Consider the following 15,098-nt stretch of genomic DNA (forward strand, 5'->3'; position numbering starts at 1 on the left):
ACACTATGAGAACGTTTAGAAATGGCATCATTGTTTTAGTGATGCTGGTCTGCAGCCTCAATTTGTTTGCTACCGAACAACAACCGGTAAAGCCCGTAAAGAATATTATCTTGATGATACCGGACGGTACTTCCTTTGCTGCTGTTTCTTTGGCTCGGTGGTATCAACGTTATCTAAATCCTGACAATAAGCATCTTCACATAGACCCTTACATGTCGGGAACGGTCATTACTTATAGTTCCAATGCCCCCATCGGAGATTCTGCTCCAACAACTTCCTGCTATATGACCGGTATGCCCAGCATTACAGGGTTTGTTGCCACTTACCCCTGGTCTGATGGTAAAAATGATCTTATCCCGGTGGACTCGACGAAAGCTTATAATCCATTAGCTACTATTTTAGAGGCGGCAAAAATTAAGAAAGGTTATAAAACAGGGTTGGTATTTACGTGTGAATTTCCTCATGCCACACCGGCAGATTGCTCTGCTCATTCACCGAAGAGAAAGGATTATGAAACAATCGGCTCTCAAATGGTTCACCAAAATCTGAATGTGGTAATCGGTGGAGGTGTCGGTTTGATGAAAGATGAGTACCGCCGTATACTTAACGCTCGAGGAAGTAAAGTTTACTTAAATGATTTGCAAGCTATGAGAGACCATAAGAACGGCAATATGTGGTCTTTATATGGCGAAAGAGATTTGCCTTATGATTTTGATCGTGACACGACTAAATATCCTTCTTTATCGGAGATGACGGGTAAAGCGATCAGTCTGTTGAATCAAGACGGTGACGGATTTTTCCTGATGGTTGAAGGCAGTAAAGTAGACTGGGCTGCACACGCCAACGACCCTGTAGGTATTGTTTCTGATTTTTTAGCTTTCGATAAAGCCTGTAAGGTGGCATTGGATTTTGCCATGGCGGATGGCAATACAGCTGTTGTTATTTTACCAGACCATGGTAATAGCGGTATAAGTATCGGCAAGCAATCGTTGAGAGGTTACGATAAATTGTCTAAAGACAAACTTTTTTCTCAATTGGTAAGATTCAAATATACAGCGTCAGGTTTGACAAAACTTATAAACGAAACACCTTACCGGGATATACAGAAATTATTTTTAGAAACATGCGGTTTCGAGTTGACGCCTTCCGAATTGGAGCTTTTGAATAATTGTTTGGACTATAAACAAAGTCCCATACCCGTAAATGACAGAAAAAAAGATCATGAACATGCTTTATATAGCGGTTCGTTAGAAACCTATATTTCACGTCTCTATACAGAGCATACTTCGATTGGTTTTACCACACACGGGCATACCGGTGAAGAAGTGTTTTTGGCGTGTTATAATCCCAATGGGCAACCGCTGAGAGGAACTGTTCAAAACACCGATGTAAATGCCTATTTAAGATTACTTTTAGGCGAGAACAACGATCTTGAAGCCCTTACACAAGAAATATTCACACCTCATAATAAAGTATTCAACAACTTGAAAACGGAGGTAAAGAAGGATAAGACAGGAAAAACGGTTTTTGATGTAAAAGGTAAAAAACACTCTCTGACAATCGAGGCGAATACCAATGTCGTAACCATCAATAGGGGCAAAAAAAGTCAACGTATGATAGAATTGAATTCGGTAATACCTTATGTAAAAGAGACCGGATTATTCTATCTTCCTCCATCTTTAGCCGATTTGCTTAAATAACTCTATAGATATGAGAATAGCGATGTACGCCGGCTCTTTCGACCCTTTTACCCGGGGGCATGCCGATATTGTGGAAAGAGGATTGAACATATTCGATAAACTTATTATTGCTATAGGTGTAAATGAGAGTAAAAGACCTCTTTTCACACCGGAGCAAAGACTAAGGCAAATTTCCAATTATTACCATGAGAATAAAGATATCGAGATTTGCATATTTGATGGTTTAACAGTGGAGTTTGCCCGGCAAAAGAATGCCAACTTCCTCTTGCGAGGTGTCAGATCCAGTACGGACATGGAGTATGAACGGACGTTGGCCGATTTGAACAAGCAGATAGCCGGCATGGAAACAGTGTTGTTGCCGGCCCGTCAGCAATTGACACATATTAGCAGTACCGTTGTACGTGAGTTGCTTCATTTCGGTGCCGACGTTTCCAAATTCTTACCTGAAAATTTCGATCTTAAAAGTTTTTGATAAGATAGCGGGGAGAATATTTTATAATCGTATATTTCGGGTGCATAGATAGAAGTATGCACCCGTTTTTTAGTCTCTAACTTTATATTCAGCAGTCCAATACTCGCATCATGCAACATTTACGCTATTATTTAATCATTCCCACGATACTCTGTTTTACTTATTTCACTTTCGGTCAAAAAGTTGAAAAACGATCCGATTTGAAGAAAGATCTGGAGAAATTAAAATATGTCATGGAGTTTGTGAGCGAAAAATATGTGGATCCTATACAGAGTGATACACTGACAGACAATGCCATAAAAGGTATTCTGTCTGCACTCGATCCGCATAGTTCTTATACCAATGCAGAAGAAACCAAACTGTTTTTGGAGTCTGTCAATGGAGAGTTTGGGGGGATAGGCATCCGTTACGTCATGATTAAAGATACGCTGCATGTTGTAGATGTTATTAAAGGCGGGCCGTCTGAGAAAGCTGGGGTAGTACCCGGTGATAAGATTATAAAGGCAGATGGGATAAGAATTTCAGACAATAAATTGTCATTGGAAGAAGTACAACGTATTCTTCGAGGCAAAAAAGACTCTCGTTTGGATGTCGAGTTAAAGCGATATGGTGTGGAGAATGTGCTTACGGTACAAATTAAAAGAGGAAATATAACAATGCCGAGTGTTAACTGCCATTATATGGTTTCAGACCGGATCGGCTATCTCTCGCTGAACAGATTTGCAAAAACAACTCTGAAAGAATGTGTTAAAGCTATTGAAGACCTCAAAAAACAGGGCATGAAAGCTCTGATTTTCGATTTGAGAAACAACCCCGGAGGTTTGTTGGATACCTCTGTCCGGTTGGCCGGTTTGTTTCTTCCCAAAGGAGAACCGATTGTTTCCGTACGCAATAGCCGTACATCCGGTGGGGGAGAGGTGGTATTCCGCTCTAATGGCAGCAATCTTCAGGTACATGAAATCGATTTGGTTGTTTTGGTTAATGAGCAAAGTGCCTCTGCCAGTGAAATTTTTGCAGGCGCCATACAAGATTGCGACCGTGGGATTATTGTCGGCCGCAGAACTTTTGGTAAGGGATTGGTTCAGCGTCCGTTGGTTCTTCCTGACGGTTCTATGGTCCGGCTTACCACATCACGCTATTATACGCCTTCGGGTAGAAGTATTCAAAAACCTTATACTAAAGGTAAACACGATATATATCAAAGAGAGCTTTGGGATAGATTCGAGCACGGCGAGTTTATACATGCAGACAGCATAGGCTTTGTCGATTCACTTAAATATCAAACCATCAACGAACATCGCACGGTTTATGCAGGAGGGGGAATAATGCCCGATATTTTTATTCCCTTGGATTCAATCTTGATCAATAATACTTTATTGGATTCCTTGATATCAAAAAGCATCATAACGGCTGTGGCTCTGGAATACACAGTTGCTTATGGAAAAGAAACTTTATTGAAATATCCCTCACAGTCCGATTTTATGTTATTTGCTGTGCCTACGTTTTTGAGCAAACAAGCAATAGCAGGAGCAGAAGCAGATGCTCATAAAACTTATGATAGAAATTTGATTTCCAAATCTTTACCTTTTATCAACCGTTTGCTTAAAGCCGAACTTGCACGCAATCTCTATGGTACAGAAGCTTTCCACTACTATTACAATATCGATGATCCCATCTTTGAAAAGAGTTTACAAATTCTTGAAAACCGTCTTTTGACAGCGAGGAGCCCCAAATATCCGGCAAAAGAGTGAGTATTTATTCCTTAAAATTTTTTATATCCTACAGCTTTTCTGCACTAAAATGGATTACTTTTTTCAGAATGTCGCTTTTGCGACATTTTTTGTTTTGCCATAGCCGTTTCTTTGCCATAGAAACGATATGCTAAACATACTAAAACAATAAATTATGGACGGACAAATGTTTTGTTTTCAATGCCAGGAAACAGCTATGGGTAAAGGTTGTATACTCAAGGGGGTATGTGGTAAAGATGCGAGAACAGCCAATATGATGGACTTGTTGATTTGTACACTCAAAGGTATTTCTGTTTGTGCCATGCAGCTTAGCCAAGGGAATGTCTCTTATGACCGTACCCGATTGGTACGATTGATTACCGAGAGCTTTTTCAGCACCATTACAAATGCCAATTTCGATTATGAAAGTATAAAGAAACGCGTCAATGAGGCTAAAAAAAATCGCGATGAACTTAAAATGCTTTTGAAAACGCACAATCTAACTTGTAAAGAGTGTATTGAAGTCAATTGGGATGTTGCGGAAAACCAATATGATACTCTGGCCGGACAAGTGGGTATTCTGAAAGAAGAGGATGAAGATGTGCGTTCTCTGAAGGAACTTACTGTTTACGGTCTTAAGGGTTTATCCGCCTATGCCGAACACGCAGCTCGATTGGGATATACCGATTCCACGGTGGATGATTTCGTCGTAAAAGCGTTGTCCGATATTACGGTGGAAAATCTGAGTAGCGATGAATTGGTATCGCTGGTTTTACAGACGGGCAGGAACGGCGTGTCTGTAATGGCTTTGCTGGATAAGGCCAATACAGAAACTTACGGAAACCCTGAAATTACGGAAGTCAATTTAGGGGTTGGTACGAATCCCGGCATTTTGATTAGCGGGCATGATTTGAAGGATATGGAAATGCTGCTGAAGCAAACCGAAGGTACGGGTGTAGATGTCTATACGCACAGCGAGATGTTACCGGCCAATTATTACCCTAAATTCAAGAAATACAAACATTTTATAGGTAATTATGGTAATGCATGGTGGAAGCAACGTGAAGAATTTTCCAAATTTAACGGTCCCATACTGTTTACCACCAATTGTATTGTTCCCCCTGCTGCAGGGGCAAACTATAAAGAGCGTGTTTTTACAACCAATGCGACCGGTTTCCCCGGATTTAAGACAATACAAACCGATGAAAACGGCAAAAAAGATTTCTCTGAAATCATTGCCTTGGCTAAAACCTGCCAAACGCCTGAGGAAATCGAAAGCGGAACAATTACAGGCGGTTTTGCTCATCATCAGGTTATGCAATTGGCAGATAAAATAATAGAAGCGGTAAAAAGTGGTGCCATACGCAAATTTGTTGTTATGGGGGGATGTGACGGACGTCAGAGCGGACGCAGTTACTACACCGATTTTGCAAAGGCATTGCCACAGGATACTGTTATCCTGACGGCCGGATGTGCAAAATATCGCTATAATAAATTACCCTTGGGCAATATTAATGGCATTCCGCGCGTTTTAGATGCAGGACAGTGTAATGACAGTTATTCATTGGCTGTAATAGCCCTTGAATTACAAAAGGCTTTTGGTTTGGATGATATCAATAAGCTCCCGATTGTATTCAACATTGCATGGTACGAACAGAAAGCCGTAATCGTATTGTTGGCTTTGTTGAGTTTGGGAGTAAAAAATATCCATTTGGGTCCCACTTTGCCCGCATTCTTATCTCCGAATGTAATAGATGTGTTGGTGAAGAATTTTGGTATAGCTCCGAATGGAGAGGTGGAAGAAGATATCGAAAAGCTTATAATGGCTTGATATCGCACAAGTAGAAAGAGATTGTTTTTGAGCGAGGAGTGATTTCTCTGGAAATCATTCCTCGTTTTTATTTATTCCGAAAAGAACGTTTGGGAACGATCCGATATGTTTCAAAAACTTTTTGCCTGATGGTCGAAAATTCTCTGCGCTACGGATTTTCAACGAAGTTAACTTGGATTTTTTTTCTTTGCCTGAAGAATTTTGAACCGTCAGGCAGAGATTTTTTCAGTACACGTCAGTATCAGGCGGTACCATTCATATGCTTAATACATTCCTTACCATTGGGTATCTCTTCTGAACGAAAAAAAGCGAAAGAGGCTGTGTCAAAACTCCATTCTGCCTAAATCGACTATCATTTGTAAAGAACAATCGCTATCAAAGAGCTAAAAACTCAATGATACCGATTGTTTTATTTGATTAGAAAGGGAAGTAGATATCAATATGAAAGGAAACTTCTCACAATTCCATGTCTTGCCCCCTTTTTGTAATAATTATGTAATTATATATAACAAGGCTGGTTTGAGGAACTATTATTCCACTAATCTTAGCCCCGGTTTGTTTTTGATTCTGATAATTTTTCCGTGTACTTCGATGTACCCCTCTTCTTCTAATTCAGCAAGCCCTCTGGCCAAAGATTGCCTGTTGATACCGAACTTATCGGCTACGGTTTGCCATTTCTCTTTGATCTGAATTTCATAATTCATGAGATTAACATTCTGATCCGAAAGCGTAAACAGATAGTCTGCAATTTTTCCTTTTATCGTTCTTAGCGATAAGAATTTAATCTTTTTACTCAGAAAAGAATTGATATCTGAGATATTACGGATAAAATTGGCAAGAATGATTTCTTCTTGCTGCATCAAATGTGTAAATTCTTCACGACCGAATATCAGTATATGAGTATCTCCTTCGGCATAAACGGTAACCGGAAATTTATTATCGGTAGCAAAGATCAATGCCGGAGCAATAATGCGTCCGGCTTCCAGCCGGTCTATTTGAATTTCTTTACCTGAAGGTACCGTCATGCGGGCATCCAGCACACCGGAGAGAATGATATTGACTTCCCGGCACAAATCGCCTTGCAGGGCAAAAATATCTTTGTCCTTTAATTTCTTGACACGGTATTTGAATTTATCCAATAATCCGGATATTTGCTCACAGTTATAACCTTGAAATAAGTCGCTCTTTGTTAGCTGTTTAATCATATAATAAGAGGCTTTTAGATTATTAAAATCAAAAGTTATATATTTTGTTCGACAACCATTTGTACTCGCTTTTTTGTCCAGGTATATTTATGCTTAATTCGCTCTGCCGCCGTAGAAAAGATAAATGAGCAACCCCGGTAACAAAAGTAATTATGTGCAATCATTTGTTATCTTTGAATATGATTACAGGGGAAGAACGTAAAGAATTGTACAGTTCAGCACGATACCTTATCAGGAATCTGAACGAACAAATAGATCGCCCCCATATAAGGCAAATTTATACACAACTGAAAACGTTGTATGCCGGGGGAGCCTTTACGCGTGACGAGCATAACGTGGATATGCTCCTGCGCCAATTGGGAGATGCGCGCATTGTTTCAGAAGAAATAGGTTTGGGTATTCATGCCGTATTGGCCCTCTTATATTACATCCCTGTAAAAAACGCTCATCTCAAAGAAGAGGACATTGTCGGTGTAACGGGTGAAGAACCTGTTCGACTTATCAAATTATTACTCAAAACTTCCGAGCTGTACTCACGTACTCGAAATATAGATTCGGATAATTTTCAAAATCTTCTTTTATCCATTGCACAGGATATTCAAGTGATCTTATTGATTATTGCAGATCGTTTGTATTTACTGAGATATGCCAAACACCTTAAACCGGCTTCTTTGGCAGTCGAAATGGCTAAAGAAGCTTCTTTACTCTATGCTCCCATGGCTCATAAATTAGGATTGTATAAGATCAAGGGGGAAATGGAGGATTTATCTTTGAAATATACCGATCGTAAAATCTTTGAGTTTATCAAACGAAAACTCGGTGAAACGAAGAAAACAAGAGATCTATATATAGAATGTTTCATCCGGCCCGTTAGGGAACGGTTGGAAAAAGAATTGAAAGATGTTTCTTTTGAAATAAAAGGACGTACTAAATCTATCAGTTCCATTCGGAATAAATTGCGCAAGCAACAATTTGAGGACATCTACGATCTTTTTGCCATACGAATAATCCTGGATACACCTTTAGAACGTGAGCGCTCACTCTGCTGGCAAACTTACTCTATTATTACCGATATGTTTCAGCCTAATCCCGAACGGCTTAGAGACTGGATTTCCGTACCCAAGAGCAATGGATACGAATCTTTGCATATCACGGTTTTAGGACCGGATAAACGGTGGGTGGAGGTTCAAATCCGAACGAAGAGGATGGATGAGATTGCCGAATTGGGAGTGGCAGCCCACTGGAGATACAAGGGTGTCCATACGCAGGGGCGGATAGATGAGTTTATGAATTCCGTTAGAGAGGTACTGGAAGCGATCCGATACGGCAGCGGAGGCTCTGACAATCTTCCTTTGTTGAAGAATACGGCTCTGACCATGCCTGATAATGAGATCTATGTCTTTACCCCTCAGGGAGCTGTGATCAACCTGCCTCAGGGAGCTACGGTATTGGATTTTGCTTTTGCCATTCACAGCAGGGTAGGGGCACAGGCTGTTTCGGCGAAAGTGAACGGGAAAAATGTGCCTATCAAATTCAAACTTCAAAACGGTGATTCCGTAGAGGTGATTACCAGCACACAACAGAATGCCAAACCGGATTGGCTTTCGATCGTTGTGAGTTCCAAAGCCAAAAGTAAAATCCGTCAGATTTTACGTGCCGAAGAGGATGCGGGGATAAGTGTGGCTAAGGAAACGGTTTCACGAAGATTGAAAAACAGAAAAATAGATTATGACGATTCCGTATTTATTCGTCTGACAAAAAAACAAGGATATAAAACGCTTTCGGATTTTTACCGTGCTGTTTTGCATGAACAAATCGATGTGGGTGGTTTTATAGATTTGTATGAAGAAAGCCTGAAAGCCGAAAACGAACTGCGAGAGAGACTGTCTGAAGCAGGCGCTAAGCAACAGGCCGATACTTTTGTTTACAAACCAGAGCCGGTGGATGCTGCTCAACAATCGGATAGCCGCAAAAACCCGGACGTATTGGTACTGGATCAAAACTTGACAGGTATCGAATACTCTTTGGCCCAGTGTTGTAATCCTATCTATGGAGATGAAGTTTTCGGCTTCGTATCTAATCGAGGTATTAAAATTCATCGTTTCAATTGTCCCAATGCACCGGAGCTGTTGAACCGTTATGGAGAAAAGGTTATCACTGCTCAATGGAGTGGTCAGACCGGTTCTGTGGGTTATGCGATTTCACTGGAAATTATCGGACGTGATGATTTGGCTGTTGTAACAAATATTATCTCTGTGATAAAAAAAGAAAATCGCACGAAACTCCGCACCTATTCGATAGACTCTGCAGACAGCTTATTTAAGGGGCATTTTTTGATTGAAGTAGAAAACAGGGAAACATTATCCATTTTGATGAGGAAACTGGGCAATATAGTGGGAGTGAAACATGTTGAACGACTGTAAAAAGCCATGGCTGTTTATAGTTTATTTAACGGTATGGAGTTCTTACTAACTTTGTGAAAGACGTTTTGTTAGAATATAAAGAAACTTAAATCAAGAAATAGACATGACATCTACCATTAAAAACGACATCAAGTATTTGCGTTTGCTTGCAGACAAATTTCCGACTGCAGCAGAAGTTGCCACTGAAATCATGAATCTGCAGGCTATTCTTAGTTTGCCTAAAGGGACGGAGCACTTTTTGGCAGACGTACATGGTGAATACGAAGCTTTTATCCATGTATTGAAAAATGCATCCGGCAGTATTCGGAAAAAAGTGAACGAACTGTTTGAAGGCCAAATCAGAGAACAGGAACGCAGCGAACTCTGTACACTTATTTATTATCCGCGTGAGTGTATCGATTTGGTTAAAAAAACGGAAAGATGCATCGATGACTGGTATATGGTCACACTAAACCAAATCGTTAAAGTTTGCCGTAAGGTCAGCGAAAAGTACACACGCTCCAAAGTAAGGAAAGCTTTGCCGCCGAAATATTCTTATATTATTCAGGAATTGCTTCACGAGGAAGGGCTTAATGTCAATAAATCGGCATACATACAAAGTATTTTTTCATCGATTATCGAAACCGGGCAAGCCGAAGATTTTATTATTGCGCTTTCTGAGACCATTCAGCGTCTGGTTATAGACCATTTGCATATTGTAGGAGATATTTATGACCGGGGGCCGGGAGCACATGTTATTATGGAGCGTTTGCTCACATATCACCATGTGGATATTCAGTGGGGTAATCACGACATGTTATGGATGGGAGCAGCATGCGGCAACAAAGCTTGTATGGCGAATGTGGTGCGAATATCTTTGCGATATGCAAACTTGGATACACTGGAAAACGGCTACGGTATCAATCTCCTTCCTTTGGCACGTTTTGCATCCGAAGTGTATGCCAATGATCCGTGTACGCCTTTCAAACCCAAAATAGGTAAAGACGGCTCTGAAATGTACGATGAAAAGAGTGCATACCTTATTGCACAGATGCACAAAGCCATATCCATCATTCAGTTTAAACTGGAGCATGAGATTATTAAGCGTAACCCGAATTATGAGATGTCTGAAAGAGATCTTTTGCATCGTTGCGATCCGGAAAAGGGAACAATCACCCTGTATGATGGTTCCGTACATGAACTTTTGGATAAGAGTTTTCCCACAGTAGATCCGAAAAACCCCTACACTTTGACCGCAGAAGAAAAGAATGTCGTGGAAAGGTTGATGCAGTCTTTTCTGCGTAGTGAAAAACTGCAAACACATATTTCTTTTATGTACCGCATGGGCAGTATGTATCTGTGCTGTAATCACAATCTGCTGCTGCACGCTTCGGTGCCTCTGAATGAAGACCGGACTCTCAAAAAAGTACGTGTGGGCAATAAGAAGTATGCAGGTAAAGCATTGTATGACAGGGTTGACGAGTATGTTCGCATAGCTCGTATGAAACCGGGTGAACATGCCGAACATGAAGAGGCTCTTGATTTTATGTGGTACCTTTGGTGCGGTCCTGATTCTCCTCTTTTTGACAAATCTGCCATGACGACGTTTGAACGTTATTTCATAGAAGATAAAACAACTCATCAAGAGGATAAAGGGTTTTATTACATTTACAGAACCGAGGAGCAGGTTTGTGTCGATATTTTGAAAGAATTCGGATTGGAAGGTCCGGATGCGCATATTATCAACGGACATGTTCCCGTTAAAGCTATAAAAGGAGAACAACCGGTAAGGGCGGGTGGCAAGTTGATGTTGATCGACGGAGGTTTCAGCCGTGCATATCAGTCAAGCACAGGTATTGCAGGTTATACTCTGATATTCAACTCCCAAGGGTTGCATATCGTAAAGCACAATCCTTTTAATTCAACCCAAAATGCCATCCTGAAAAACGAGGATATAGAAAGTGTGTCTGTGGTGCGCGAATCCAGCTCTCATCGGATGTTGGTGCGTGATACGGATAACGGAAAAGTTCTGTCTGCTCAGGTGGATGATTTGAAAGATTTGCTTACAGCATATAAATTTGGACTAATAAAAGAAAAATGATTGCCATATAAAGGTTGACTTTTATGGTATGTATAAAAATAATGATTATTTGATGAAGAGAACGACACGGCTTATAATACGCACACTGTGGGCTTTATTTATTCTCGGTTGGCTTACGATTGGTTCTGTTTTCCTGTTGATATGGACCGGTGCAATCGGATATCTTCCTCCGATAGAGCAATTGCAAAATCCGATAGATAAATATGCATCTCAGGTTATTTCGGTGGAAGGAGATGTGATGGGGTCTTACGCACATAGCGGTGACAATCGCATACATGTACCCTATAAGAATATCTCCCCTAATGTCATTGAAGCATTGATTGCTACGGAAGACGTTCGTTTCAGACAACACTCCGGAATAGATATGCGCAGTATGATGCGCGTATTGGTTAAGCGCGTTTTCTTAAACAGGGCAAGCGCCGGAGGTGGAAGTACGATTACGCAACAATTGGCCAAACAGCTTTATTCTCCTCCGGTGGATAATTTTTTGGAACGTTTGTTTCAAAAACCCATCGAATGGGTTATTGCATTAAAATTGGAGCGTTATTATACAAAGGACGAGATCATAGCCATGTATCTTAACAAATTCGATTTTCTTTATAACGCAGTAGGAATTCGTTCGGCCTCGTATACATACTTCGGAGTTGAACCGAAAGATTTAACACTGGATCAGGCAGCAGTTTTGGTGGGGATGTGTAAAAACCCGGCTCTCTTCAATCCCGTTTTACACAAAGACTCTCCAAAGCCCAAACAGCGTAGAAACACAGTGTTCGAGCAAATGCGCAGAGCCGGAAAACTTACATCGGGGCAGTCCGATTCATTAAAAAAGGTTCCTCTTGTAACCGATTTTCACCGTATCAGCCATAAAGCCGGTATTGCTCCATATTTTCGGGAGTATTTGCGAATTATGATGATGGCGGATAAACCTAAAAGGAGTGCGTATGCCGCGTGGCAGATGCAGCAATACCGGGATGACAGTCTGGCGTGGGAAAAAAACCCTCTCTATGGTTGGTGTAAGAAGAACAAAAAAGCGGATGGCTCCAACTACAATATTTATACGGATGGGCTCAAAATTTATACCACGATTTCCGTACCCATGCAACAGTATGCAGAGGAAGCCGTACGGAAGCAAATGGCTGAAAATCTACAACCGGCTTTTGATCGCCAAAACAGATCTTTACGAAATGCTCCTTTCTCTTCGAGCATTACCGCTGACGAGCGTGAAGAGATTCTGATGCGTGCCATCAAACAAACAGACCGGTGGAGAAATGGCAAGAAAGAAGGACTATCGGAAAAAGAAATTTTGGATCAGTTCGGAAAGAAAACCAAGATGCAGGTTTGGAGCTGGAATGGTACTAAAGATACGACAATGACTCCTCTGGACTCTATCGTCTACTATAAGAGTTTCATGCGCACCGGTTTCATGGCTATGGATCCTCATAACGGGCATATAAAAGCCTATGTCGGCGGCATCGATTATGGTACATTCCAATATGATATGGTTTCACTGGGCAGACGCCAGGTGGGTTCTACCATTAAACCTTATTTATATTCTCTGTCCATGATAGAAGGTATGTCACCCTGTGATCAGGTAATGCACGTCGAACCCACGATTTATACAGAAGCGGGAGTGAGATGGTCTATAAGGAACTCGAATACACAGCGGATCGGTGAGATGGTTTCTATCAAATGGGGGCTTCAAAAATCGGATAACTGGGTTACTGCAACATTGATGTCGCGAACCTCTCCTCATACATTCGTACGTCTTTTGAGAAGCTACGGATTGCAAGGCCCGATGGAACCCCAGCCGGCTATCAGCCTCGGATCTTGTGATGCATCTGTCAGCGAGATGGTAAGTGGATATTCGACCTTTGTTAATAATGGAATACGTGTGATGCCTCTTCCTGTAACTCAAATTGCAGACCAATATGGAAACATTATTGCAACTTTTGCACCTCAGATTACAGAAGTGCTGCCGAAAGATGCTTCATTAAAAATGCTCGACATGTTGAAAGCCGTTGTAGATGGCGGTACCGGAGCTCGTCTGAGATTTCGCTATAATTTGAAAATGCCTTTGGGTGGCAAAACGGGTACGACACAAAATAACAGCGATGCCTGGTTTGTCGGCTTTACCCCCGATTTGATAGGAGGTGTATGGGTAGGGGGAGAAGACCGTAGCATACGCTTCAATTCCATGGCATTGGGGCAGGGCGCTTCAGCTGCATTACCCATCTTCGCCGAATTTATAAAAAGAGTGTATGCCGATCCCAAATTGGGATATAAAGAGGATCGTAAATTCAATATTCCTGAAGGTTTCAGCCCATGTGAAAATGCTCTTGCCGGAGAGACATACATTTTAGAAGGAGAGCAGAATTATAATGACTCTGAATTTATCGGTAATGACTAAAAGAAAGGTAAAGTACTTTACCCTTGTTTTTGGCATACTTTTCTATATTGTTGCAAATTATAGGGCCTATGCCGGAAATTATGGTTTACCCGACAGCCTGAGCAGGGATGCCGTGATGAGTATCGTGCTGGCAACTCCGGTAGAAGATGAAGTTTATACGGTATACGGTCATGCGGCATTTCGTGTAACGGATATTCGACAAAATCTGGATGTTACATTTAACTACGGTATCTTTTCTTTTGACGAAGGTTTTATATGGCGATTTGTAAAAGGTGAAACAGATTATATCGTTTTACCGGTTGCAACATCCGATTATATGTCCGAATATATGATGCGCGGTAGCAATGTAACTGAATTGATTTTGAATATGACAGTTGAAGAACAGACCCGTGCATGGAACTATCTTTTATGGAATATAAAGAAGGAGAATCGCACATACCGATACAATTTCTTTTATGACAATTGTTCTACCAGACCAGTTGAAATTTTCCTTCAATCTGTAGATGTCGATAAGATTAAGTTTAATTCCGAAGAAGAAAAGCCGGTTTCCTGGAGAGATTTAATCAATGAAGCCGAAAGAAAGCAACCATGGCTTTTATTTGGAACCGATTTGGCTTTGGGAGCACCTACGGACAGGAAAGCAAGTAAACGGATGCAGCTTTTTTTGCCGAAAAAGGTAGTAGAATATCTTCCATCTGCTACGGTTTTGACAAAAAAAGGGGAGGAGAGGACCATTGTTTCTGAAGTTATCGAGCATAAAACATCTGTTATCTCCAAGGAATCCGACAGTATATGGGATAATTTTTTGACTCCTTTTACAGTCTTTTCATTACTTCTGATACTCCTTTTAATTTTTTGTTTTAGAGATATAAAACTTAAACGGTGTTCTTTTATTATTGATTATATTCTACTCTTTTCAGCCGGAGTCGGGGGGCTGATTTTATTCTTTCTGATGTTCATATCCGTTCATCCTCATACTGTTCCGAACTATAATTTTATTGTGTTGCATCCCTTTCATCTGGTTTTAGGTATCCCTATGGTTGCCAGCGGTATAAACAAAGCTTATTATTATCATTTTGTTAACTTTGTCGTGCTTATTGCTTTTTGTGCCATGGCATGGTTTTTGCCGCAACATTTCAATCAGGCAATGATACCTGTCACATTGATTTTAACAGTGCTTTCGGCCTGTAGAATTTTTATTATCAGAGCACAACGTAAGCAAATTGCAAAATCACAGATAAAATAACCCG

9 protein-coding genes are annotated in these 15,098 nt (G+C 40.8%); 8 read left to right on the forward strand and 1 reads right to left on the reverse strand.

Annotated features, from left to right (window positions below; all coding sequences use genetic code 11):
• The first annotated feature begins 5 nt into the window (after positions 1-5).
• From A3GI_RS0108960 to hcp, 4 genes are all read left to right on the forward strand, one after another.
• The gene (locus A3GI_RS0108960; RefSeq protein WP_018361115.1) at positions 6-1,700 is read left to right on the forward strand and encodes an alkaline phosphatase; all 1,695 of its coding nucleotides are present in this window, start codon (positions 6-8) and stop codon (positions 1,698-1,700) included.
• A 4-nt stretch (positions 1,701-1,704) separates the two neighbouring features.
• Positions 1,705-2,172, forward strand: a complete 468-nt coding sequence (gene coaD, locus A3GI_RS0108965; RefSeq protein WP_115087337.1) for a pantetheine-phosphate adenylyltransferase — start codon at positions 1,705-1,707, stop codon at positions 2,170-2,172.
• A gap of 110 nt (positions 2,173-2,282) precedes the next feature.
• A complete protein-coding gene (locus tag A3GI_RS10975) occupies positions 2,283-3,923 on the forward strand; it encodes a S41 family peptidase (protein ID WP_018361117.1) in 1,641 nt (546 codons plus the stop codon).
• Between the two features lie 154 nt (positions 3,924-4,077).
• On the forward strand, positions 4,078-5,733 hold the full coding sequence (gene hcp / locus A3GI_RS0108975; protein ID WP_018361118.1) for a hydroxylamine reductase: 1,656 nt from the start codon (positions 4,078-4,080) through the stop codon (positions 5,731-5,733).
• 530 nt (positions 5,734-6,263) lie between these two features.
• On the opposite strand, the gene A3GI_RS0108985 is transcribed toward hcp, so the two are convergent.
• Complete coding sequence (locus A3GI_RS0108985; RefSeq protein ID WP_018361120.1) at positions 6,264-6,938, reverse strand: Crp/Fnr family transcriptional regulator; 675 nt, start codon at positions 6,936-6,938, stop codon at positions 6,264-6,266.
• Between the two features lie 179 nt (positions 6,939-7,117).
• Here A3GI_RS0108985 and A3GI_RS0108990 point away from each other — a divergent pair, with 179 nt between their 5' ends.
• From A3GI_RS0108990 to A3GI_RS10980, 4 genes are all read left to right on the forward strand, one after another.
• A complete protein-coding gene (locus A3GI_RS0108990; protein ID WP_115087385.1) occupies positions 7,118-9,361 on the forward strand; it encodes a RelA/SpoT family protein in 2,244 nt (747 codons plus the stop codon).
• 103 nt (positions 9,362-9,464) lie between these two features.
• The gene (locus A3GI_RS0108995) at positions 9,465-11,441 is read left to right on the forward strand and encodes a fructose-bisphosphatase class III (RefSeq protein WP_018361122.1); all 1,977 of its coding nucleotides are present in this window, start codon (positions 9,465-9,467) and stop codon (positions 11,439-11,441) included.
• Positions 11,442-11,493: 52 nt separating this feature from the next.
• Complete coding sequence (locus A3GI_RS0109000) at positions 11,494-13,848, forward strand: transglycosylase domain-containing protein (protein ID WP_026216041.1); 2,355 nt, start codon at positions 11,494-11,496, stop codon at positions 13,846-13,848.
• Positions 13,820-15,094, forward strand: a complete 1,275-nt coding sequence (locus tag A3GI_RS10980) for a lipoprotein N-acyltransferase Lnb domain-containing protein (protein WP_081612824.1) — start codon at positions 13,820-13,822, stop codon at positions 15,092-15,094. Before A3GI_RS0109000 ends, A3GI_RS10980 begins: the two co-directional genes overlap by 29 nt.
• The last annotated feature ends 4 nt before the right edge of the window (positions 15,095-15,098 follow it).

Source organism: Porphyromonas macacae DSM 20710 = JCM 13914, from assembly GCF_000379945.1.
Taxonomy (GTDB): domain Bacteria; phylum Bacteroidota; class Bacteroidia; order Bacteroidales; family Porphyromonadaceae; genus Porphyromonas; species Porphyromonas macacae.

Bases quoted from the DNA above. Each gene is read 5' to 3' on its own strand.
- hcp (WP_018361118.1), top strand. From the start codon at position 4,078: ATGGACGGACAAATGTTTTGTTTTCAATGCCAGGAAACAGCTATGGGT.
- A3GI_RS0108990 (WP_115087385.1), top strand. From the start codon at position 7,118: ATGATTACAGGGGAAGAACGTAAAGAATTGTACAGTTCAGCACGATAC.
- A3GI_RS0108995 (WP_018361122.1), top strand. From the start codon at position 9,465: ATGACATCTACCATTAAAAACGACATCAAGTATTTGCGTTTGCTTGCA.
- A3GI_RS0108960 (WP_018361115.1), top strand. From the start codon at position 6: ATGAGAACGTTTAGAAATGGCATCATTGTTTTAGTGATGCTGGTCTGC.
- A3GI_RS10980 (WP_081612824.1), top strand. From the start codon at position 13,820: ATGACTCTGAATTTATCGGTAATGACTAAAAGAAAGGTAAAGTACTTT.
- A3GI_RS10975 (WP_018361117.1), top strand. From the start codon at position 2,283: ATGCAACATTTACGCTATTATTTAATCATTCCCACGATACTCTGTTTT.
- A3GI_RS0108985 (WP_018361120.1), bottom strand. From the start codon at position 6,938: ATGATTAAACAGCTAACAAAGAGCGACTTATTTCAAGGTTATAACTGT.
- A3GI_RS0109000 (WP_026216041.1), top strand. From the start codon at position 11,494: ATGAAGAGAACGACACGGCTTATAATACGCACACTGTGGGCTTTATTT.